Genomic DNA, 22,875 nt, shown 5'->3' with positions numbered 1-22,875 from the left:
CAGCACCCATCCGACAGCCACGAAGACGCTCCGTAGCCGCTCTTAAGCAGAGCGCGGCCCGTGGGCGGGATCAGATCTCGGTCGGGCCGATGTGGTGGCGCTTGCGGTAGCGGATCGACGACCACACCGAGGCGGCGATGAACGCCACGCCGATCAGGCCGGTCAGCACTTCCGGCACGTGGTAGACAGTGCCCACCAGCATGATGATCGCCAGCACGCCAATGGCGTAATGCGCGCCGTGCTCCAGGAACACGAACTCGTCCAGCGTGCCCTTGTGCACCAGGTAGACGGTCATCGAGCGCACGAACATCGCGCCGATCGCCAGGCCCAGCATGATGATCACCACGTCGCGGGTGATGGCGAAGGCGCCGATCACGCCGTCGAACGAGAACGAGGCGTCCAGCACTTCCAGGTACAGGAAGGCGGCAATGCCCGAGCGCTTGGCCGGGCCCATGCTGCCGTCTTCGCTCTCTTCGGCCTCGAACAAGGCATCCACGCTACCCACCAGCAGATACAGCAGGATGCCGCCCAGCCCGGCGAAGAGCACGCTCTGGAACACCGCATCGGGCAGGAACAGCTTGGTGCCCAGCAGCACCGACACCGCCACGATCACCGACATCGCATCGGCCTTGCCCAGCTTGCCGACCAGCCGCTCCACCGGCCCGAGCCAGTGCAGCTTGCGGTCCTGGTCGAACAGGAAGTTCAGGAACACCAGCAGCAGGAACATGCCACCGAAGGCGGCGATGGACGGGTAGTGGTCGGTCAGCACCTGGCTGTAGCGGTCCGGCTCCTTCAGCGCCATCTGCATCACCGGCACCAGGCCCATGCCGGTGGCCACCGACACGATGACGATCGGGAACACCAGGCGCATGCCGAACACAGCGATCAGGATGCCCACGGTGAGGAACAGCTTCCGCCAGAACTCGTTCATGTGCTTGAGCACACCGGCGTTGACCACCGCGTTGTCGAACGACAGCGACACCTCCAGCACGCTCAGCACCAGGCACAGCCATAACGCCTGCCAGATGCCCATCGACGAGGTGTGACCCCACCAGGCGGCCAGGCCCAGGCAGATCGCAGTGACCAAAAACGACATTCTGAAATCGCGAAACATTGACACTCCCAGGCGGGCCGAGACGACAGCCGGACGGCGACACCAGGGCAAGGCCTAGCCGGTCCGGCATGCGGTGGAGGATGGGGGACCGCGGCGTGACGGGGGGTCAGGCCGGGCGTGGCTCGCCCATTATAGGGAGTGTCACCGCCATCAGGGTCGGGTCGTCCGGATCCGGGCGCACGCCGAAGCCCAGGCTCTGGCACATCGCCAGCATGGTGCGGTTCTCGCGCAGCACCTGGCCTTCGATCAGTTTCAGGCCCAGCCAGCGCGCGTACTCGATCATGATGCGCATCAGCTGCCAGCCGATGCCGTGGCCCTTGAGGTCGGAGCGGATCAGGATGCCGTACTCGCCGCGCGCGTAATCGGCGTCGGCATGCAGGCGCACCGCGCCGAGCATGTCGCCGGTCTTGGGGTCGATGGCCACCAGTGCGATCGAGCGCGCGTAGTCGAGCTGGGTCAGCCGCGCGATGAATTCGTGGCTGAAATGCTTGACCGACTGGAAGAAGCGCAGCCGCAGGTCTTCGTCGGTGACCCGGGCGAAGAACGCGCGGAACAGGGCGTCGTCCTCGGGCCGCACCGGGCGCACCAGCGCGTGCGCGCCATCGCCCAGCGCGATGCGGCGCTCCCATTCCTTGGGGTACGGAAAGATCGCAAACCGCGGATGACCGCGGCCCTTGTGCAGCTTGCGCACCGGTGCCACCGCCACGCGCGCGTCCAGCGCAATCACGCCCTCGCGGTCGGCCAGCAGCGGGTTGATGTCCAGCGCGGTGATTTCGGGGATGTCGGCGGCCAGCTGCGCCAGCTTGACCAGCACCAGCGCCACCGCGCGCTCGTCGGCGGCGGGCACGTCGCGGTAGGCCTTGAGGATGCGCGAGACACGGGTGCGGCCGATCAATTCGTGGGCCAGGCGCAGGTCCAGCGGCGGCAGCGCCAGCTCGCGGTCGTTGATCACCTCCACTGCGGTGCCGCCACGGCCGAACACGATGGCCGGGCCGAACACCGGGTCATCGGCAATGCCGGCGATCAGCTCGCGCGCCTTGGGACGCAGCACGGTGGGCTGCACGATCACGCCCTCGATCAGCGCATTGGGGTGGGCGGCGCGGGCACGCGCCAGGATGCCGGCCGCCGCCTCGCGCACCGCCGCCACGCTGGACAGGTTCAGGCGCACGCCGTCCACGTCCGACTTGTGTGCGATCTCGCTGGAAAGCACCTTCAAGGTGACCGTGCGCCCCATTGCCAACAACGGGTCGGCCAGCAGCGCGGCCTCGTTGGCGGTGGCGGCCACCTGCACCGGCACGATCGGGATGCCGTAGGCGGCCAGCAGGCGGTTGGTGGCGACCGGATCCAGCCAGCGCCGGCCGGCGGCCAGCGCTTCGTTGACCACCGCTCGGCCGATGCCGGCATCGACCACGAAATCTTCCGGCAGGCTGGGCGGAGTTTCCATCAAGGCGGCCTGTGCCTCGCGGTAGCGCACCAGGTGGGTGAAACCGCGCACCGCGTCCGACTCGGTGGCATAGGTGGGCACGCGCGCGGCGTTCAGCGCGGCGATCGCGGCATCGTCCTGGCCCAGCCATACCGCAAACACCGGTTTCTCGCGCTGGTAGCGGCTGCGCTGTTCCAGCGCGCGGGTCAGTGCCTTGGCCGCATCGGCCGAGGAGGTGAAGGCGGTGGGCACGTTGACCACCAGCAGCGCGTCGTTCTCCGGATCGTCCAGCAACGCTTCGATCGCGGCCGCATAGCGCTCGCCATCGGCGTCGACAATGATGTCCACCGGATTGCTGCGCGACCAGCCTTCGGGCAGCGATTGATCCAGCCGCTCCAGCGTCTTGGCCGACAACTCGGCCAGGGTGCCGCCGCGCAGCAACAGCTGGTCCATTGCCAACTGCCCCACCCCGCCGCCATTGCTCAAGATCGCCAGCCGACGGCCCGGAAAACTACCCAGGCGGCCCAGCGTTTCGGCCGCGGCGAACAGTTCGTCCAGCGCCCCCACCCGCAACAGCCCGGCCCGTGCGAACGCGGCGCCATACACCGCATCCGAGCCAGCCAGCGCCTGCGCGTGGGTGTCGGCATTGGGATCAATGCGGAACTGCCGCCCGGACTTGACCACCACCACCGGCTTGGCGCGCGCGGCGGCGCGTGCCGCCGACATGAACTTGCGCGCATCGCCGATGCGTTCGACATACAGCAGGATCGCGCGGGTGCGGTAGTCGGTGGCGAAGTAATCCAGCAGATCGCCGAAATCCACGTCCAGTGTGTCGCCCAGCGAGACCACCGCCGAAAACCCCACCGAACGCGCCACGCCCCACTCCACCAGCGCCGCAGCAATGGCGCTGGATTCGGAAATAAGCGCCAGGTCGCCGGCCTGCGGGCAATGCGCGGCGATGCTGGCATTGAGCCGCGCATGCGGGGCGATCACGCCCAAACAGTGCGGGCCGAGGATGCGCATGCCCTTGGCGCGCGCCGCCGCTTCCACGCGCGCGGCCGGCGAGCCGGCACCACTGCCCAGGCCGGCAGTGAGAATGATGGCCGCTGCCACACCACGCCGCGCGGCGATGGAGACGATGCGCGGCACGATGCGCGCCGGCGCGGTGATCACCACCAGATCCGGCACCCAGGGCAGGTCGGTCAACCGCGCCACCGTGCGCACGCCGTCGATTTCGGTATAGCGCGGGCTGACCCAACCGATTTGCCCGGGAAACCCGGCCGCACGCAGATTGCGCACCACCGCCCGCCCGGCCGAGCGCTCGCGCGGGCTACCGCCCACCACCGCGACGGTGGTGGGGCGGAACACCTGTTGCAGGTGATAAGTACTCATCGTGCAGAAGATGCAGAAACCATCGCGCTACGGTACACGCACTGGCGTGCGAGGGCACCGTTGCGGCCCGTGTGTGACCGTGCGTTGCTGTGGAGTGCGATGGAGTTGCTCCACTGCGTCATGGTCGTCGGACCTCTTGGCTGCAACGCATCGGACGCGGCAACGGCCTGCCCGTGCGCACGCAGCCGTGGCGGTGCGGGCATCGCCGTTACTTCACAAATGTCGAGGTGCCCTGCCGGCAACGCGTCGCGCCGTAGGCCATCGTGTAACTTTCGTCGAAGCAGCGCAGCAGGCCATCCACCACTTCCAGATTGGGTGGCGAACGCGCCTTTCCTTTATCTCAGGACGGCCGGGCACGGCCCGCAGGTTCATGGGCCTTCCTGTCCGTGCCCACGTCCCTGCCTGGCCTTGCAGCGAACCTTACAACAAGGTTCCGCTGAGAATCGCCGCGGCAATGCTGAAATAGATCACCAAGCCGGTGACATCCACCAAGGTGGCCACGAACGGCGCCGAGGCACTGGCGGGATCGAAGCCGAAGCGTTGCAACACGAACGGCAGCATCGAGCCGGACAACGAGCCGAAGGTGACGATGCCCACCAGCGCCGCGCCGATGGTGAGCGCCACCATCTGCCAGTGCGGGCCGTAGTCGTACAGGCCGGCGTTCTGCCAGATGGCGATGCGCACGATCGCCAGCACGCCCAGAATCGCGCCCAGCGTGAGCCCGGTGGGCAACTCGCGCAGCGCCACCTTCCACCAGTCGCGCAGGCGGATTTCGCGCAATGCCAGCGAGCGGATCAGCAGCGAGGTGGCCTGCGAGCCGGAGTTGCCGCCCGAGCTCATGATCAACGGGATGAACAAGGTCAGCACCACCGCCTTGGACAGCTCGTCCTCGAAATGCTGCATGGCGCTGGCGGTGAGCATTTCGCCGAGAAACAACACGCTCAGCCAGCCGGCGCGCTTCTTGATCATCTGCCCGAAGCCGATCTGCATGTACGGCTTGTCCAGCGCTTCCATGCCGCCGAACTTGTGCACGTCTTCGGTGGATTCGGCGATCAACGCATCCAGCACATCGTCCACGGTGACGATGCCCAGCACGTGGCCGCAGGCATCCACCACCGGGATCGCCAGCAGGTCATGGCGGCGGATCAGACGCGCCACTTCTTCCTGATCCAGGGCCGGGTCCACGGTGACCGGCGGATTGACCTGCGCCACCTCCAGGATCGGTGCCTCGGCCGCGCCGGTGATCAACCGGCGCATGGTCACGACCTGCTGCAGCACACGCGCGTGCGGATCCAGCAGATAGATCGCATACACGGTCTCGCGGCTGCGCTCCACATCGCGGATGTGCTGCAAGGTGCGCCCCACCGTCCAGTCCGACGGCACCGCCACGAACTCGGTGGTCATCAGCGCACCGGCGGTGTTGGGCGGGTAGCGCATCAAGGCCTGGATCGACAGCCGCGCTTCGGCGCTGAGCCGCCACAACAGCGGCTCGCGTTGATCGGCGTCCAGGCCGTGGAAGATGTCGGTGGCGCGGTCGTCGGCCATCTGCCCGAGCAGCACGGCGGCATGCTCGGCCGGCAGCTGCGCAACCAGCGCACTGGCATCGCGCAGCTCGGGTTGTTCGAGCAGCTTCACCGCACGCGGCTGCGGCAACACCGCCAGCAGATGCGCGGCGGCGTCGCGGTCGAGGGTGTTGAGATATTCCACCGCATCGGCCGTGTTGAGCTCGGCCAGGGGTGCGGTCAATGCATCGACGCCTTGGGCAAGGCGCAGGGTTTCGTTGTACATGGGGGTTCGCCTGGTGACGACCGTCGTCGATGACAGCCGGCGAACCTGAAGCCTCAGGCGCTCGTCAGCAGGGTCATCGACCCGGGTCTAGGGTGACTGTCGCTGGACATGAGAGTGAGCTCCGTAAGTGCGGCCGAGCGGATGCTCCGGTCGGTGCGCGGCGCAGTCTGCGCGCATGTGTCCGCCTGGTCAATGCCTCGCGTGCGGCGCGCTTAAGTGGGCGTTTGGCAGGGCAATCGCGTGCTGCACGCGGCCGGCGTTGTCACGCGTCGCGACGATTGGCAGCGGCGTTTCGCCTGCAACAAAATTGCGACACGCACAGATCCTGCTACGGCGCGCACGCAGGCACGAGGCACGCGTAGCGGCAAGGCGCAGCGTTGCCATCGGTTGCCGTTGCATCCTGCACATAGATGCGCACGCGCCGATCGGCCGCAGTGAACCGGCTGTCGCAAAACCGTGCTGTGCGGCACGGCAATCGGTACAGTTCGCTTCCCGGCATCGCCGTTCCCGCACAGCGTTTGCGGGAGCCGCACCGGCCATCGCATCCGCGCCACTCCGTTGCTTTGCCAGGAACCTTCCATGCCGTCTTTCAAGTCGTTTTTGTTACACCGCGTCAGCACGGTCTGCCTATGCGTTGCCGCTGGTTGGGGCACGGCGGCGATGGCGCAGACCGTGTTGCCCGACGCCACGCCGGTGCACGCGCATGAAACCACCCCGCATGACGGGCACGAGTGGGGTTACACCGGCCCGGAAGGCGCCGAACACTGGGCCGAACTGGCCAAGGAAAATGCGCTGTGCGGCAATGGGCAGCAGAACAGCCCCATCGATCTGAAGGACGCGATCGACGCCACGCTGGGCAAGCTGCAACTGGACTACAGCGCGGTGCCGCTGGTGGTGCGCAACACCGGCCACTCCATCCAGCTGGATCTGCACGCCGGCGGCACGATGCGGGTCGGCGGCAAGCAATACGATGCTCTGCAGCTGCATTTCCATCATCCCAGCGAGCACCTGTTGAACGGCCGGCGCTTCCCGATGGAGGCGCACATCGTGCACCAGGGCCCAGACGGAACGCTCGGCGTGCTGGCGATCTTCTTCGAGACCGGCAAGGCCAATCCGGCCTTCCAACGCGTGCTCGATGCCATGCCGAACGACAAGAACCAGACCCGGCAGGTGGCCGATGCACTCGTGCACGCCAGCGATTTTCTGCCGCCCGCCAATCAACGCAGCTTCTACCGCTACGAAGGCTCACTGACCACCCCGCCCTGCAGCGAAACGGTGGACTGGGTGGTCTTGAGTCAGCCGGTGCAGGTGTCCAGGGAACAGATCAACGCGTTCGAGCGCGTGTACCCGTTCAACGCGCGCCCGCTGCAGCCGCTGGATCGTCGCTTCCTGCTCAAGAGCCACTGAGCCTGGCGCGAGCGCGTTGCCGCCATCGCAGCGCGCTGAACACTGTGTTTGCTCCTAGCTCCGCGTCTACTCGCTAGACCGACAGCCGACGTCCGTTGTGCGTTGGCTGTCGGGTTGGCTGCTGCCATGCGCAGCGGAGATCAGCGCGTTGCACGCGTGCGGATCGCGCGCGGCGGCTTGCGTCGTCGTGCCGGGGTTTGGGGGACGGGCACGCTCCGCTTCCACCGCACGCAACAAGAGCACTCGGCCGCCATTGTCTGAGGGCGGGGTCAAGGCTCCACCGTGACGGCCGCTGTCAGCGGCCCCGGCACAGGCATGCAAGCCGGCTGCCTGCCTTGCGCGGCATAATGCGCACCTCAACGGAGAGTGCAACATGCATAGCGGCGGCCTCGAACTGGCCTTGGTCCTGATGCTGGCGGCGATCGTGGCCGTGCCGGTGTTCAAGCGCTTCGGCCTGGGTGCGGTGCTGGCGTACCTGGTTGCCGGCGTGGTGCTCGGGCCCGATGGCGTGGGCGTGGTGCAGGATGCCGAACGCATCAGCGGTGCGGCCGAGATCGGTGTGGTGATGCTGCTGTTCGTGATCGGGCTGGAGCTGTCGCCGGCGCGGCTGAAGGTGATGCGCCATTCGGTGTTCGGCGCCGGCACCACCCAGGTGGTGATGACCGCGCTGATCCTGGGCGGCCTGCTGATGGCCGGGCAACTGGGCTGGAAAACCTCGCTCATCGTCGGCGTGGCGCTGGCGCTGTCATCCACCGCGGTGGGCCTGCAGCTGCTGGCCGAACGCAAGGCGCTGGGCAGCGATTACGGACGACTGGCCTTCGCCATCCTGCTGTTCCAGGATCTGATCGCCATCCCGCTGCTGGCCGCCATTCCGCTGCTGGGCGGCAGCAAGAACGCCACGCTGGACTGGCAGGACGTGGCCAAGGCGCTGGTGGCCTTGACGCTGGTCATCCTGTGCGGCCGCTTCGTGCTGCGGCATCTGTTCAATGTGGTGGCGCGCACGCGCATGCCCGAGGTGTTCACCGCCAGCGCCTTGCTGGTGGTGCTGGGCACTGCCTGGATCATGCAGGAGGCCGGCCTGAGCGCCAGCCTGGGCGCCTTCATCGCCGGCGTGCTGCTGGCCGATTCGGAATTCCGCCACGAACTCGAATCGCAGATCGAGCCGTTCGAAGGCTTGCTGCTGGGGTTGTTCTTCATCTCGGTGGGCATGGGCATCGATCTGGACCGGGTGGTGTCCGAACCGTGGTTGATCGCCGCCGGTGTGGGCATCTTGCTGCTGGTCAAGTTCGCGCTGCTGGTGGGGATCGGCACCGTGGCGAAGCTGCCGCTGCGCAGCAGCCTGATGCTGGGTGGCGTGTTGTGGCTGGGCGGCGAATTTGCGTTTGTGGTATTCAACGAGGCCGACCGCGTCGGCCTGCTGGACGCCGCCAACCACGACCGCCTGGTCGCCATCGTGGGTGTGTCGATGGCGCTGACGCCGCTGTTGCTGCTCGGCATCCAGCGCGTGCTCAATGGCCCGCTGCGTATCAAGGTGCCCAAATCCGAGCGCCCCTACGACACCATCGACACGCAGACACCCAAGGTGCTGATCGCCGGCATGGGCCGCTTCGGCCAGGTGATCGCACGCCTGCTCACCGCGCGGCACGTGCCGTTCGTGGCGCTGGAACACAACCCGGACACGGTGGAGGATCTACGCCGCTTCGGCAGCCAGCTGTACTACGGCGACCCGACCCGCCCGGAGCTGCTGCGCGCCGCCGGTGCCGAGCGCATCAAGGTCTTTGTGATCGCAGTGGACGACCCGGACACCAACATCAAGACGGTGCGGCTGATCCGCCGCCTGTACCCGAACGCCACGGTGCTGGCGCGTGCGCGCAACCGCCAGCACGCCTGGAAACTGATGGACCTGGGTGCCGAGCCGTTCCGCGAGGTATTCGCCTCCAGCCTGGAGTTGGGCGGGCGCGTATTGACCTCGCTGGGGCTTGGCGAGGCCGACGCGCAGGAGCACGTCACACGCTTCCGCCACCACGACGAAGACCTGCTGCGCCGCCAGCATCTGGTCTACGACGACGAGGCCAAGGTGATCCAGACCTCGCGCGATGCACGCGAAGACCTGATGCATCTGTTCGAAGCCGACGTCAAGGCCGAAGTGGATCCAGAGCCTGCACCGGTCACGCCCGAGCGGTAAGACACGCAAGGGCGCATGCGATCACGCGCGCTTAGTCGCAGTTGAGAGAAGCCCGTAGGAGCGCGCTCGCGCGCGATGAAGCGTTGCCGGATGTCTGTCGGTACGAACGCACGAAAGATTGATGCCTGCTCCAGAGCAAATCCAAAAACAACCTCAAAGTCGTCGAGGGCCAACATCGCCCGTTGACGATAGCGACCCCAACGTAGGAGCGCGCTCGCGCGCGATGCGGCATTACCGGATATCTGTCGGTCCATACGCACGAAAGATGATCCCTCTGTTCCAGAGCACCTTCAAAGAAAACATCAAAGCCGCCGCGGACCAAGAACGAAGAACGCCTATTGATAGTCACATCAACGTAGGAGCACGCTTGCGCGCGATGGGGCATTCCCGATCAAGCCTCATCGCGCGCAAGCGCGCTCCTACGCAATCTTCTCCCGTCTCTACGAAGCGCTCTTTTTGACGGCTTTGGTTACCGGCTTCGTCGCCTTTTTGGTGGCGCGCTTGGTGACCGTCTTGCTTGCCGCCTTACTCGGCGACGCCGCCGCTGCAGATTTCCCGGCCGCTCCAGCGCTGCGCTTGGCAGGCGCCTTGGCGAGTTTTTTCGCAGCCTTCTTGACCGCCTTCTTGGCGCTCTTCTTCGCCGGTGCCGCAGCACCCGCACGTGCCTCAGGCGGGCGCCGCGGCGGCGGTTTGCGGCCCGGAGTGAGCGCACGCCAGGCGTGCCCGCCGTTCATCGCCAGCAACGCATCGGCCGCCGACGGGCCGGCACTGCCAGCCGCGTAATTGGGAAAGTCACTGGGCGGTTGTTTCCACGCATCCAGGATCGGCTGCACGATGCGCCACGCGCCTTCCACCATCGCCGCGTCCTGGAACAGGCCGGCCTCGCCATTCATGCAGTCCTGCAGCAAACGCTCGTAGCCAACGGTGTATTCCTTCGGGAACCAGTCGCGGTAGCGGAAGTCCATCCGCACCGGCGCCAACGCTACTTGCGCCCCCGGGCGCTTGACGTCGAACTGCAGCGAGATGCCTTCGTCGGGCTGGATATGCAGCACCAGCCAGTCAGGGCCGTAGCCGCCCACTTCGGTGCTACGAAATGGCGCCAGCGGTGCGGGCTTGAAGCGGATCGCGATCTCGGTGGTGCGCTCGCGCAGGCGCTTGCCGGTGCGCAGATAGAACGGCACGCCAGCCCAGCGCCAAGTGTCGACCTGCAACTTCATCGCCACGAAGGTTTCGGTTTCCGACTCGTCCGGTACCGTGTCTTCTTCGCGGTATCCCGGCACGGCGCTGCGATTGACCGCACCGGACGCGTACTGCCCGCGCACCACGTCTTCGGGTTTGATCGGGCGCACCGCTTCGATCACTTCGGCGCGGCGGCGATGCATCGCCTCGGTGGTGAACGCGGCCGGCGGCTCCATCGCAATCATCGCCAGCAGCTGGAACAGATGGTTAGGCACCATGTCGCGCAGGCAGCCGGTGGGATCGTAGAAACGCCCGCGCCCTTCCACGCCGATGGTTTCGGCGGCGGTGATCTGCACGTGGTCGATGCGGTCGCGGTTCCACACCGGCTCGAACAGGCCATTGGCGAAGCGGAACGCCAGGATGTTCTGCACGGTTTCCTTGCCCAGGAAATGGTCGATGCGGAACACCTGGTCTTCGTGCAGCACGCGCGCAACGGTGGCATTGAGATGCTTGGCACTGGGCAGGTCGTGGCCGAACGGCTTTTCCACGATCACCCGGCGCCAGCCAGCGCCCTCGTGCTGCTTGACCAGCCCGGCCTCGCCCAGATTCAGCAGCACCGGCTCGAAGAAGCGCGCAGCGGTGGCCAGATAGAACAGCACATTGCCGCGGGTGCCATAGCGCTTGTGCAGTTTTTCCAGCACGCCGTCGAGCGCCTGATAGGCACGCAGGTCGGTGAAGTCGCCGCGCACGTAATGCATGCGCTCGCGCAACCAGTCCCAGGTATCGGTATCGAATCCATCGGCCTGGAACTCGGCATCGCGGCTGCTCAGCAGCTCGGTCATCGCCTTGCCCATGTTGGTGCGCCAGGCACGCTCGGTGATATCGCCATGGTCCATGCCGACAATGGCGAATTCCTCGCCAAGTGCACCGGCGCGGCGCAGGTTGTACAGCGCCGGCATCACCAGGCGCCGGGTCAGATCACCGCGCGCACCGAACACCACGATGATGCACGGCGGGGTGGTCACTTGCTCACTCATGGATGCGTCTCCTTCTCGCCCATGCGTCCATGCAGGCGCAATGCCGCATTGACCAGGGCCACGTGGGAATACCCTTGCGGGAAGTTGCCAAGCATGCGTTTGCCACGCGGGTCGTACTCTTCGGCGAGCAGGCCCACGTCGTTGCACAGCCCGAGCAGGCGCTCGAGCAATGCGCGCGCCTGCTCGGTGCGGCCGAGCAAGGCGTAGTTTTCCACCAGCCAGAAACTGCAGGCAATGAAGGTACCCTCACCGGCCGGCAAGCCGTCGGCACTGTCGTCGGCGCGATAGCGCTCGACCAGGCCATCGATGGTGAGGTCGCGCGCGATCGCGTCGGCGGTGGCAGCAATGCGCCGATCATCCGGTGGCAGGAAGCCGACGATGGGAATCAGCAATAACGACGCATCCAGCCGATCCGAGCCGTAGCTCTGCACGAAATACCCATCCGGGTGCACGCCTTTTTCCAGCACCTCGGTGCGGATCTCCTCGGCGATGCGGCCCCAATGCGCGCGCTTTTCAGCGCTGGCATTGGTAATGCCGTCGCGGCAGCCGCAATCGAAGGCCAGCCACGCCATGACCTTGGAGTGCACGAAGTGGCGGCGCTCGTCGCGCACTTCCCAGATGCCTTCGTCGGGCGTGCGCCACAGGTCTTCGAGCATTTCCAGGAAATGCTCCAGCAACGAGGCCGAAGAACCGTCGTCATCGGCCGGCGGCGGGACGCCTTTTTCGCGCGCGTAGTGAAACGCGCCGATCAGTTCGCCATAGACGTCGAGCTGAAACTGGTCCACCGCGCCGTTGCCGATCCGCACCGGCGCCGAGCCTTCGTAGCCGGGCAGCCAGTGCGCTTCCCATTCCTGCAGGCGACGCTCGCCGGCGATGCCGTATAGCGCCTGCAGCTGATCCGGCGAACCGGCGATGGCCCGTTGCACCCAATCGCGAAATGCCGAGGCTTCATCGCGGTAGCCGGCCTGCAACAACGCGATCAGGGTGAACACCGAATCGCGCAGCCAGCAATAGCGGTAATCCCAATTCCGCGTGCCGCCCAGGTGTTCGGGCAGCGAGGCGGTGGGCGCGGCGACAATGCCGCCGGTGGGCAGATAACTCAGCCCCTTCAGCACCACCAGCGATCGCTTCACCTGCTGCGTCCACGGCCCCACATCGGTGCACCGCCGCGCCCAGCCGTGCCAGAACGCGGTGGTGCGCTGCAGGGCTTCATCCGGGTCGATGGCCGGCGGCACGGTCTGGTGCGACAGGCCATGACTGAGCAGAAACCAGGTGCTCTCGCCCTCGCGCAGGGTGAAGTCGGTTTCGGTGCCCAGGTCCTTGCCTTGCAGCGTCTGTGGCGTGCGCAGGGCCAGCTGGTCGGGCCCGGCAATGGCGCGAATGCCGCCATCGATGCTGGTCACCCACGGCACCGTGCGGCCGTAATTGAAGCGGAAAGTCAGGCGCATGTGCATGGGCACTTCGCCCTGCACGCAACGCACCATGCGCACCAGATGCTGATGCACCTCGCCATCGTCGCTGGCCACCATGAAGTCGACCAGTTCCACCGTGCCGGTGTCGGTGATGAGCCGGGTGCGCAGCACCAGGCTGTCGTCTTCGTAGGCGCGCTCGCTGCGGAAATCGGCGGCCGGCGCCAGCGCCCATTGGCCGTGTTCCGGCGTGCCCAGCAGCGAGGCGAAGACTGCATCGGAATCGAAGCGTGGCAGGCACAGCCAGTCGATGGTGCCGCAGTGGTCGACCAGGGCCGCGCTGTGGCAATTGCCCAGCATGGCGTGGTCCTCGATACGGACGCTCATCGGGTGGGCGCTTCCTTCGTGCGAGTCAAGCCTCAGTGTTGCACGCGAGGTGTCGGGATCGGGTTACGAATGCGCCGGCAAACGCAGCAGTGGTGGCACCGTGTGTTCCAGCCGGCGGATCAGTTCCGGCTGCATGTAGGTGTAGTCGTCGGGAATCTGCAGGCAGGCCACACGGCAGTGCCGCAGGTGCGCAGCGAAGCGCCGGCGCAACAGCTGCAGATGGCGGCGCTCCATCACCAGCACCAAGTCGCTGTCGTGCAGCAGCTCGGGCGTGACCGGTTGCTCGGCATCGGGCGCCAGTCCGGCCGATTGCGTAAGCACATTCGGCCACTGCGCGAAGACGTGCTCGGCGGTGGGGCTGCGCAGCCGGTTGCGGCTGCACACGAACAGCACCCGCAGCGGCGCGGAGGCGCGCTGGCTCAGCGGCCTTCGCGCAGGAAGCGCGCCATCGACGACACCCCCGGCAACGCCGGTTCGAACTGGCCCGCCACGTCGATGAAGCCGCGCATGATCGCAATCTCGCGCGGGGTGCGGTTGAGCGCGTCGCGGCGGTCCGAATCGGCACCGGCACGCAACAGGCGCTGCACCAGCAAGGGCAGCCCATGCAGGGCTGCCAGATGCAGCGGGCCGAAGCCGCGTTGATCGGCCACGTCCAGCGCCACGTCTTCGTCGAGCAGGCGCTCCACACCGGCCAGCACCACCTGCTCGTCGCAGGCGGTGCCGGGTTCGGCGCGCGCGCCCAGCAACATCAATAGCGGGCTGACCCGCCCGCCGGCCAGGTAATCCGGGTCGGCGCCGGCCAGCAACAAGGTGTCCAGCAGCGCGAGCAGACGGATCTTGTCGCGCGCGGTGAAGCCGTACAGCGCGGCGCAATGCAGCGCCGCCAGGCCCTGGTCGTCGTTGGCATGCACGTCGGCGCCGGCGGCGAGCAGCCGCGCCACGATGTCCGGCAGGCCCAGCGCACAGGCCAGCATCAGCACGGTGACGCCACCGGGCAGGCGGTGTTCGATCTGCGCACCGGCCGCCAGCAGCGCCGCCACGATCTCGGTCTGGCGCATGCTCACCGCCGCCGACAACGGCGTGGCGCCGCTGTTGGCGGCACGCTGCGGGTCCGCGCCTCGGCCGAGCAGATGGGTCACCACGGCCAGATGGCCGCTGCCGGCTGCACGCAGCAGTGCGGTGCAGCCCTGCGCGTCCACCGCATCGACCGGCAGGCCGAGGTCGATGAGGCGACGCACCGCATCGGTATCGCCGGTCATCGCCGCGGCCGGCACATCGGCCTCGCGCAGCGTGCGGCGTGGCAGCGACCAGATGCGCCAGTCCAGCCAATCGGCCAGATCGCGCCGGCCGATCGACAACGCCACGCCCAGCGGGGTCTGCCCGTCGGCGGCGCGCGCTTCCGGCGAGGCGCCTTGCTTGACCAGCAATTTGAGCGAGGCCTCGCGGCCCAGCGCGGTGGCCAGATGCAGCGCGGTCATGCCGTGGCTGTCGCGCGCTTCGCGGTCCACGCCGTGTTCGAGCAGCCACTGCTGCAGGCGCAACCAACCCAGGCGCACCGCCAGCGACAGCGGCGGGTCGCCAGCGGCCGACGGCGCGAACGGGTCGGCGCCGCGTTCCAGCAATTCCAGCGCGAACTGTTCCAGCCCGCGCGAGGCCGCGTCGTGCTGCACGCAGGCGCTGAGCAGGCGGGTCAGCCCGCCGGCACCGGCCGGCGAGACGCCGTGGCGCAGCAACACCTGCAGCGCCGGTACCGCTTCGACGCCACGCGAGAGCAGCGCGAACATCGGCACGTCACCGCAGGCATCGCGCACCTCGGAATCGGCCCCGTGGCGCAGCAACCAGTCGACCGCGTCGGCATTCAGGGCCAGGTGCGCGTCGTGCAGCAGGCCGCCCAGTTCTTCCGGGCCGCACAACCGCGCCAGTGCAACCAGGCCATCGCGCTGGCCCAGCTGCAGGCCTTCGCGCAACAGCACCAGCGGCGGGCGGTCCGGTAGTTGCGTGGTGGGACTAACGCCGTCACCGTGCGCGTCACTCACCGCCGAGGGCAGCGGATAAGCCGGATCGAGCAGGCGCACGATCGCCCAACGGCCTGCTTCGGCGGCCACATCCACGGCGCGGCGGCCGTGCATGTCCTGCGCATCGGCGGGGACGTCCAGCTCCAGCAGGCGACGGATCAGCGCTGGCGACACGGTGTCGGCGGCGCAGGCCAGCATCACCGCATTGCGGCCGTCGCCATCGATCGCCAGCACGTCGGTCTTGCGCGCCACCAGCCGCTCCAGCACCGCGCTGCGGGCCTGGCGGGCGGCATCCAGCCACGGCGTGCGGCCGAGCAGGTCGCGCGCTTCCAGATTCGCGCCGGCCGCCAGCAGCGCCTCGACGATGTCGCCGTGCCCGGCCAGCGCGGCTTCGTGCAGCGCACTGCGGCGTTGGCGGTCGCGCGCATCCACGCGCGCCTTGTGCTTGAGCAGCAGCTGGACGCCGGCCGGGTCGTCTTCCTCGGTCCCTGCGGCCGCCAGCAACACCGGCGCACCACCGGCCGGCTCGGACTGCGCGCCGCGTTCCAGCAGGAACTTGGCCAGGCGCCAATTGCCGACCTGGCAGGCCATTGCCAGCGGCGAGTGGCCTTCGTTATTCAGCGCATCTAGTTCGGCGGCGGCATCGCGCAGCAGCGCGGCCACGCCGGGGTCGGAACTGCGCACCGCGTGGTGCAGCGGCGTGTTGCCGTCGTTGTCGGTGGCACGTGGGTCGGCGCCGTTGGCCAGCAGCGTCATCACTGCATCCGGGCGGCCATGCCAGCTGTCGCGCGTGGCCGCCAGCAGCGGGGTCATGCCGCGGTGCGGCTGGTTGACGTCCACGCGCCGGGTGATCAGTTCGCGCAGCAGGCGCAGGTCCGGCAGCACGGCAGCCAGCGCCGGCAGGCTGCGTTGATCGCGCCATTCCGGCAGCGGCAGCGCCTGCGGGTCGGCGCCGGCCTCGAGCAGTTGCAGCGCCCGATCCACGCGCCCGCCGCGGGCGGCTTCATACAGCTCCGGCACCAGCTGGTGCTGGGCCACCGGTTCCAGCGGGCCGGGTTCGGCCGCGGCTTCGGAGAAGAAATCTGCGGCCTGGCGGGGCGCCAGTGTCTCGGTGCGCGCCGGCGGCACGGTGCGCTGCAGCAGCAGGTGGGCAGCTGGCAGCAACACGCTCGCGGCGACCGCCAGGCCCCAACGCAGCCCGCCGGACAGACCGCCCGGCCATGCCAGCGCCACGCCCAGCCCGCACACCGCCAGCACCAGGGCCGCGACCAACAGGCCGCGCCAGGCATGCAGTTCCTGCGTGGCCAATGCATGCCAGCGTGGCGTCAGCGGGCCGCCGTCGCGTTCCACCTCGCCCCACAGCGGCCAGGTACGCCACAGCCCGAGCAACGCGGCGCTCACCGCCACACTGAGCGCCAGCGCGGCGGCCAGGCTGCCGCTGTCGCGCAGGGCGGTCAGCGGCCAAGTAATCAGCGCGCCCAGGGCGAGCAGCCCAACGCCCCACAGCGTCAGCAAAGGCGGCAGGCCTGGCAGCAGTGCGCGGGGGTGGGACGGCAACGCGCGGGTGCCGCGCAGCCAGGACACCGCCAGCGCGAAGGCCGGTTGCGCCAGCCACAGTGCCAGCGCGGCAACAACGCCGCCCACGCCGCCGAGCAGGGTGAGCACCACGCCGGCCGCAGCGGCCAGCCCCGCAGCGCGCAGCCGCGCGGCTCGCTGCGGCTCAGTCATAGTCGCACTCGCCCGCCAGCACCACCGTCTTCGGCAATTGCAGATAGAAGCCGTGGCTGGCCAGCGCCGCGCGCACGGTGTCCACGTCGGCCTGCGCCAGGCGGCGCTCCGGCGTCAACGCCACGTCCAGCACGAACGCGAACGGCGCCAACCGCGCCTGCACGTCGGCGGGAATCACGGAGAAATCGTCACGCGTGGCGAGATAGACGAACGTGTCCTGCTTGCGTTGGCTTTTATAGACGTAGGCGTGCATGCGCGCGTGGTCGCGCTCTAGGTGATGTGGGTCGCAGGATTGTGTCCCAATTGCGGCCATGGCGAAAGCGCGGCACGCGCGGAAAATCCCAGTCGCGTCAGCCACATGACCGTCACGTTCAGTTGCGCCATCGACGGGTGGTCTACCCGCCACCGATATACTGCGGTCACTTTTTGCCAGCCAGACCACCGTGAGCCAAGCGCATCGTTCGTCCCAGATGGCCCCGGTCGCCATCACTGCCTTCACCGCCACTACTGCGCTCGGCGCCGGACTGGACGCCCAGGCCAGCGCGCTGCGCGAGCGCCGCAGCGGCATGCGCCGCAACGATTTCGGCCCGCAGCCGCTGGAATGCTGGATCGGCCGGGTTGCCGGCGTAGAAGACGTGGTGCTACCAGACGCGCTGCAAGGCTGGGACTGCCGCAACAACCAGCTGGCCTGGCTGGCCCTACAACAGGACGGCATGGCCGCCGCCGTGCAGGCCGCCGCGCAGCGCTATGGCGCCGAGCGCGTGGCGGTGGTGATGGGCACGTCCACCTCCAGCGTGGGCGCCAGCGAAGAGGCCTACACGCGCCTGGTCGAAGACGCCCACGGCCTGCGCTTCCCGGACGACCTGCAGCGCCCGATCGTGCACACCCCGCATTCGCTTGGCGATTTCGTGCAGCACGCCACCGGCCTGCGCGGGCCGGCGATCACCGTGGCCACGGCATGTTCGTCCAGCGCCAAGGTGTTCGCCCAGGCGGCGCGGTTGATGGCGGCCGGCGTGGTCGATGCGGCCCTGGTCGGCGGCGTGGACACCTTGTGCGGCAGCGTGTTGTTCGGCTTCAACTCGTTGCAGGTGGTGGCACCACAGCTGTGCCAGCCGTTCGACGCACGCCGGGTCGGCCTGAGCCTGGGCGAGGCCGGCGGCTTTGCCTTGCTCGAACGCCCCGCCGCCGCCCCGGACGCCGCGCAGTGGCTGTACGGCTATGGCGAATCCAGCGATGCCCACCACATGTCCGCCCCGCACCCGCAGGGCCTGGGCGCGCAGCTGGCGATGCGTGGCGCGCTGGACACCGCCGGGCTGGATGCCGCGGCGGTGGGCTATCTCAACCTGCACGGCACCGCCACGCCGGCCAACGACAGCGTCGAGGCGGCCGCAGTGGCGGCGATCTTCCCCGACACCTTGCATGCCAGTTCGACCAAGGCCTGGATGGGCCACACGCTGGGCGCGGCCGGCATCGTGGAGTCGGTGATTGCGCTGCTCGCGCTGCGCGACGGCCTGCTGCCGGGCACGCTCAACAGTGCGGTGCCCGACCCCGCCTGCGGCCCGCAGATCCGCTTCGATAACGCCCATTCCCGGATTCAGTACGCAATGAACAACTCCTTTGGCTTCGGCGGCAACAACTGCTCGCTGCTGTTCGGGCAGGCACGCTGATGTTGACGGCCACCATCGAAGGCATCGGTTTCTGGACCCAGGGTCTGCCCACCTGGGATGCCGCGGTCGCGTTCGCGCATGGCGCTGACCTGCAGGACACCCCGGCCCGTCCGTCCCCCCAATTGCTGGCCCCCAACGAGCGCCGGCGCGCGCCGGACACCGTGGCGGTGTCGCTGGACGCCGCACTGGCCGCCTGCCACGCCGCCGGCCGCGACCCCACCATGCTGCCATCTGTGTTCACCTCCACCCACGGCGATCTGGCGATCACCGACTACATGTGCACCACCCTGGCCAGCGACCCAACGGCCATCTCGCCGACCAAGTTCCACAACTCGGTGCACAACGCCGCCGCCGGTTACTGGACCATCGGTGCCGGGGCGATGACCCCGACCACCGCGCTCAGCGCCGGCGCCGGCAGCTTCGCGCAGGGCCTGCTGGAGGCGCTGATGCAGCTGGGCGCCGGCGCCGATGCGGTGTTGCTGGTGGGCTACGACGCGCGCTCGATCGGGCCGCTGGGGCGGGTGTCGCCCAGCGAAGGCCTGCTTGGCGCCGCACTGGTGCTGGGTGCGCCCAGCCAGGCCGGCAAGCCGCAGCTGGCGCTTCGCTTCGACGACGGCGTGCCCACGCCGGGCGATGGCCCGCTGGCGCGCTACATGGCCGCCAACGCCATGGCGCCGATGCTGCCGCTGTTCGACGCGCTGGCCACAGGCAGCACCCACACCGCGCTGTACGCCGGCCCGGGGCGCGTGCTGCAGGTGGAGGTGCAGCCGTGAGCCGCATCCCGCTGAGCCGCGACGACACCGCGATCCTGGTGCCGGCCTTGAATGAGTCGCTGCGCATCCGCGAAGTGGTCAACGACGCGCTGACCTATTGCTCGCAGGTGATCGTGATCGACGACGGCTCCGATGACGGCACCGCCGACTGCATCGCCGATTTGCCGGTCACCCTGATCCGCCACCCGCAGCGCATGGGCAAGGGCGCCGCACTGCGCAGCGGCTTTGCCGAAGCCCAGCGGCAAGGCATGCGCGCGGTGATGACCATGGACGGCGACGGCCAGCACAAGGCCGCCGATTTCCCGCGCCTGCTCGCTGCGGCGAACCGCCACCCGGGCGCAGTGATCGTGGGCGCGCGCATGCGCAAGCGGGCCACCCAGCCCACCATCCGCCGCATCGGCAACGACTTCGGCGACTGGGGCATCGCCTGGGCCTGCGGCTTCCGCCTGGTCGACAGCCAGAGCGGCCAACGCCTGTATCCGGCCTCGGTGTTCACCCTGCCCAACGTGCCCGGCGAAGGCTTCGTGTTCGAAGCACAACTTCTGATCTCCGCCGCGCGCCAGGCCGGTGCACGCGTGGTCGCGGTGCCGATCGAAACCCGGTACGCGGGCACCTCGCCCGGCACCTTCCGCAAGAGCCATTTCCGGCTGGTCCGCGATCTGTGGAACATCACCTCGCATGTGGTCAAGCAGGTGTGGGCCTACGGCCACGTCTGGCGCGAATACCGCCGCGTGCGCGCCCATCCGGTGCTGATTGACGACCCGGACGGCGAATTTGCTACTGTGCCCGCGGTCACCGAGAGCAATCCATCCACATGAGTGCACAACGCGCAGATGTCGTGATCACCGGCGGTGGCCTGGCCGGCCTGAGCCTGGCGCTGCAGTTGCGGCAACGCGATCCGGCACTGGCCATCACCGTGCTGGAACGGCGCGCACACCCGGTGCGCGAGGCGGCCTTCAAGGTCGGCGAATCGACCGTGGAGATTGGCGCGCATTACTTCGCCGATGTGCTCGGCCTGCGCGAACATCTGGAAGCCGAGCAGATCCGCAAGTTCGGTTTCCGCTTCTTCTTCTCCGACAAGCGCGACGACATCGACCGCTGCACCGAACTGGGCGTCAGCAAGATCCTGCCCACGCCGTCATGGCAGATCGACCGTGGCCGCTTCGAGAACTTCCTCGGCGAGCGCGCGCGCGCGCAAGGCATCGTGTTTTTGGATAGCTGCAGCGTCAAGGGCGTGGACCTGAGCGATGACGATGCCAGCGACCACAGCGTGCGCTACGAGCGCGGCGGCGAAGCCGGCACGCTCAACGCACGCTGGGTGGTGGATGCCAGCGGCCGCGCCGGATTGCTCAAGCGCAAGCTGGGCCTAGCGCAGGACAACGCACACGACGCCAACGCGGTGTGGTGGCGGGTGGAAGGGCTGATCGACCCCAATGCCTGGTCGCAGGACAGCAGCTGGCTGCAGCGCTGCACGCCGCCGGACCGCTGGCGTTCGACCAATCACATGTGCGGGCCGGGTTACTGGTTCTGGCTGATTCCGCTGTCGTCCGGTGCGCATTCGCTGGGCATCGTCTGCGATGCGGCGATGCATCCGCTGGAAACAATGAACACCCATGACAAGGCGATGGCCTGGCTGCGCACGCATCAGCCGCAGGTTGCCGCCACCCTGGACCAGACCGATTACCGGCTGCAGGACTTCCTGTTCCTGCGCAACTTCTCGTACGGCTGCAAGCAGGTGTTTTCCACCCAGCGCTGGGCGCTCACCGGCGAGGCGGGCGTGTTCCTGGACCCGTTCTATTCGCCTGGCAGCGACTTCATCGCCATCTCCAACACCTACATCTGCGAACTGATCGGTCGCGACCGCGCCGGCCGCTCGCTCAGCCCCTACGTGGAGCTTTACGAGCAGCTGTATTTCTCGTTCTACGAAAATACCTTGAGCCTGTATCAGGACCAGTACGCCTTGTTCGGCGATGCACAGGTGATGCCGGTCAAGGTGATCTGGGACTACACCTATTACTGGTCGTTGCTGGCGCCGCTGTTCTGCAGCGGGCGCATCGCCGACCTGGGCCTGCTGGCGCGCATGAAGGCGGACTTCTTCTATGCGCGCGACATGAATCTGGCCATGCAGCGCGTGCTGCATGACTGGGGCCAGCACAACACCGCGCTGGGCACGGTCACCGGTGACGGCCGCCTGCTCGATCAATACCTGATCGGCTGGTTCAATGAACTCAACGGCGCACTGCACGACACCTTGGATGACGAGGCATTTGCCGCGCGCATCCACGCCAACATCGCGCGCATGGCGGTGCTGGCCCGCGAGATCCTGGAACAGGCCCGCCAACGCCACCCCGCCCTGCCCGACCACGGCCTGGCCGCACTCACCGCCAACGCCGTCGGCGACCCGATCCTCACCGCCGCGTGGTATGCCGACGCCGCGTAAAGTGCACAGAACGCGCCTAACCGGCGCGTTTTTTGTAGGTGCGGCCGCAGCCTAGCGCTGGGCCATGATTTGCCAGCGTGGTCGCAGCCCGTTGCGTCACGCATGCGAATGCACGCAGGTATGGGCGACAGCTCACTTGTTCCCGACGGCTTGAATTCAACCCATGCCGCCGTTGATGCCAATCACCTGGCCGTTGATGTAACCAGCTACGTCCGAGCACAGGAACGCCACCAGCGCGGCAACTTCGTCGGGTGTGCCAACGCGGCCAGCCGGCACCATCTGCTTGATTAGGTCCGGCGCGAAGCTGTCGCCGACCATCTCGCTTTCGATCACGCCCGGTGCGACCACGTTCACGGCGATGCCGCGGCTGGCCATCTCGCGCGAAAGCGATTTACTGGCGCCGTGCAGCGCGGCCTTGGCGGCGGCGTAATTGGTCTGGCCGCGATTGCCCAGCACCGCCGCCACCGACGACACGCTGACGATGCGGCCCCAGCGCGCGCGCGCCATCGGCAGCAGCAGCGGTTGGGTGACATTGAAGAAACCGTGCAGCGACACATCGATGACCCGATGCCACTGTTGCGCGTTCATGCCGGCCATCGGCGCATCGTCGTGGATGCCGGCGTTGTTGACCACGATGTGGATCGGCCCGGCCTCCAGCAACGCCGCTAATGCATCCGCACTGGCCTGCGCATCGGCCACATCGAAGGCGACCGCTTCGGCACTGCCGCCCGCGGCCACGATGGACGCCACCACTTCCTCGGCCCGGGCGAGATTGCGATTGGCATGCACAATGACGTGCCGGCCCTGCGCCGCTAGCTGACGGCAGATCGCACCGCCAAGATCGCCGCTACCGCCGGTGACCAGCGCACGGCGCTGTGAAACAGATGTGCTCATGGAAACCTCGTCGGGGCCGCAACTGGCAGCAGCAAGC

Annotated in this window: 15 protein-coding genes; 6 read left to right on the top strand and 9 right to left on the bottom strand. The window is 67.9% G+C overall.

The window, feature by feature from the left end; genetic code table 11:
* Window positions 1-70: 70 nt before the first annotated feature.
* The 3 genes from QRM60_RS17540 to mgtE form a co-directional block, all read right to left on the bottom strand.
* Window positions 71-1,114 (bottom strand): DUF475 domain-containing protein, encoded by a 1,044-nt coding sequence (locus tag QRM60_RS17540; protein ID WP_011039058.1) that lies wholly within the window; start codon window positions 1,112-1,114, stop codon window positions 71-73.
* Window positions 1,115-1,220: 106 nt separating this feature from the next.
* Window positions 1,221-3,929: a bifunctional acetate--CoA ligase family protein/GNAT family N-acetyltransferase gene (locus QRM60_RS17535; RefSeq protein WP_014506173.1), complete on the bottom strand. Its 2,709-nt coding sequence runs from the start codon at window positions 3,927-3,929 to the stop codon at window positions 1,221-1,223.
* Between the two features lie 420 nt (window positions 3,930-4,349).
* On the bottom strand, window positions 4,350-5,717 hold the full coding sequence (gene mgtE / locus QRM60_RS17530) for a magnesium transporter (RefSeq protein ID WP_115557317.1): 1,368 nt from the start codon (window positions 5,715-5,717) through the stop codon (window positions 4,350-4,352).
* A gap of 579 nt (window positions 5,718-6,296) precedes the next feature.
* Between mgtE and QRM60_RS17525 the strand changes: the two genes are divergently transcribed.
* Both QRM60_RS17525 and QRM60_RS17520 read left to right on the top strand, forming a co-directional pair.
* Complete coding sequence (locus QRM60_RS17525) at window positions 6,297-7,124, top strand: carbonic anhydrase family protein (protein WP_115557316.1); 828 nt, start codon at window positions 6,297-6,299, stop codon at window positions 7,122-7,124.
* A 373-nt stretch (window positions 7,125-7,497) separates the two neighbouring features.
* Window positions 7,498-9,309 (top strand): monovalent cation:proton antiporter-2 (CPA2) family protein, encoded by a 1,812-nt coding sequence (locus QRM60_RS17520; protein ID WP_042598002.1) that lies wholly within the window; start codon window positions 7,498-7,500, stop codon window positions 9,307-9,309.
* Between the two features lie 440 nt (window positions 9,310-9,749).
* Here the strand turns inward: QRM60_RS17520 and zwf are convergent, their stop codons facing one another.
* The 5 genes from zwf to QRM60_RS17495 form a co-directional block, all read right to left on the bottom strand.
* Entirely contained in the window at window positions 9,750-11,525 is a 1,776-nt protein-coding gene (gene zwf / locus QRM60_RS17515) for a glucose-6-phosphate dehydrogenase (protein WP_161962914.1), read from the bottom strand.
* On the bottom strand, window positions 11,522-13,321 hold the full coding sequence (locus QRM60_RS17510) for a glycoside hydrolase family 15 protein (protein WP_115557313.1): 1,800 nt from the start codon (window positions 13,319-13,321) through the stop codon (window positions 11,522-11,524). Before QRM60_RS17510 ends, zwf begins: the two co-directional genes overlap by 4 nt.
* A 63-nt stretch (window positions 13,322-13,384) precedes the next feature.
* Window positions 13,385-13,714 (bottom strand): phosphatase, encoded by a 330-nt coding sequence (locus QRM60_RS17505; RefSeq protein WP_014506165.1) that lies wholly within the window; start codon window positions 13,712-13,714, stop codon window positions 13,385-13,387.
* Between the two features lie 26 nt (window positions 13,715-13,740).
* Window positions 13,741-17,064 (bottom strand): ankyrin repeat domain-containing protein, encoded by a 3,324-nt coding sequence (locus QRM60_RS17500; protein WP_285446724.1) that lies wholly within the window; start codon window positions 17,062-17,064, stop codon window positions 13,741-13,743.
* Entirely contained in the window at window positions 17,057-17,317 is a 261-nt protein-coding gene (locus QRM60_RS17495; protein ID WP_114999532.1) for a YcgL domain-containing protein, read from the bottom strand. Before QRM60_RS17495 ends, QRM60_RS17500 begins: the two co-directional genes overlap by 8 nt.
* Before the next feature lie 217 nt (window positions 17,318-17,534).
* On the opposite strand from QRM60_RS17495, the gene QRM60_RS17490 reads away from it, so the two are divergent.
* Genes QRM60_RS17490 through QRM60_RS17475 form a run of 4 tightly spaced genes read left to right on the top strand, consistent with a single transcriptional unit; the run spans window position 17,535 to window position 21,944 of the window.
* Complete coding sequence (locus tag QRM60_RS17490; RefSeq protein ID WP_011039069.1) at window positions 17,535-18,731, top strand: beta-ketoacyl-[acyl-carrier-protein] synthase family protein; 1,197 nt, start codon at window positions 17,535-17,537, stop codon at window positions 18,729-18,731.
* Window positions 18,731-19,504, top strand: a complete 774-nt coding sequence (locus QRM60_RS17485; RefSeq protein ID WP_285446723.1) for a beta-ketoacyl synthase chain length factor — start codon at window positions 18,731-18,733, stop codon at window positions 19,502-19,504. Before QRM60_RS17490 ends, QRM60_RS17485 begins: the two co-directional genes overlap by 1 nt.
* A complete protein-coding gene (locus tag QRM60_RS17480) occupies window positions 19,501-20,322 on the top strand; it encodes a glycosyltransferase family 2 protein (RefSeq protein ID WP_285446722.1) in 822 nt (273 codons plus the stop codon). Before QRM60_RS17485 ends, QRM60_RS17480 begins: the two co-directional genes overlap by 4 nt.
* Window positions 20,319-21,944, top strand: coding sequence for an NAD(P)/FAD-dependent oxidoreductase (locus QRM60_RS17475; RefSeq protein ID WP_115531293.1), 1,626 nt, complete (start codon window positions 20,319-20,321; stop codon window positions 21,942-21,944). The genes QRM60_RS17480 and QRM60_RS17475 overlap by 4 nt, the downstream gene beginning before the upstream one ends.
* 156 nt (window positions 21,945-22,100) lie before the next feature.
* On the opposite strand, the gene fabG is transcribed toward QRM60_RS17475, so the two are convergent.
* Complete coding sequence (gene fabG / locus QRM60_RS17470) at window positions 22,101-22,838, bottom strand: 3-oxoacyl-ACP reductase FabG (RefSeq protein WP_285446721.1); 738 nt, start codon at window positions 22,836-22,838, stop codon at window positions 22,101-22,103.
* Window positions 22,839-22,875: the final 37 nt, after the last annotated feature.

It is taken from the genome of Xanthomonas sp. fls2-241-TYG-148 (assembly GCF_030208815.1).
GTDB lineage: Bacteria > Pseudomonadota > Gammaproteobacteria > Xanthomonadales > Xanthomonadaceae > Xanthomonas > Xanthomonas campestris.
This window is presented reverse-complemented; position numbering and strand designations above follow the sequence as displayed.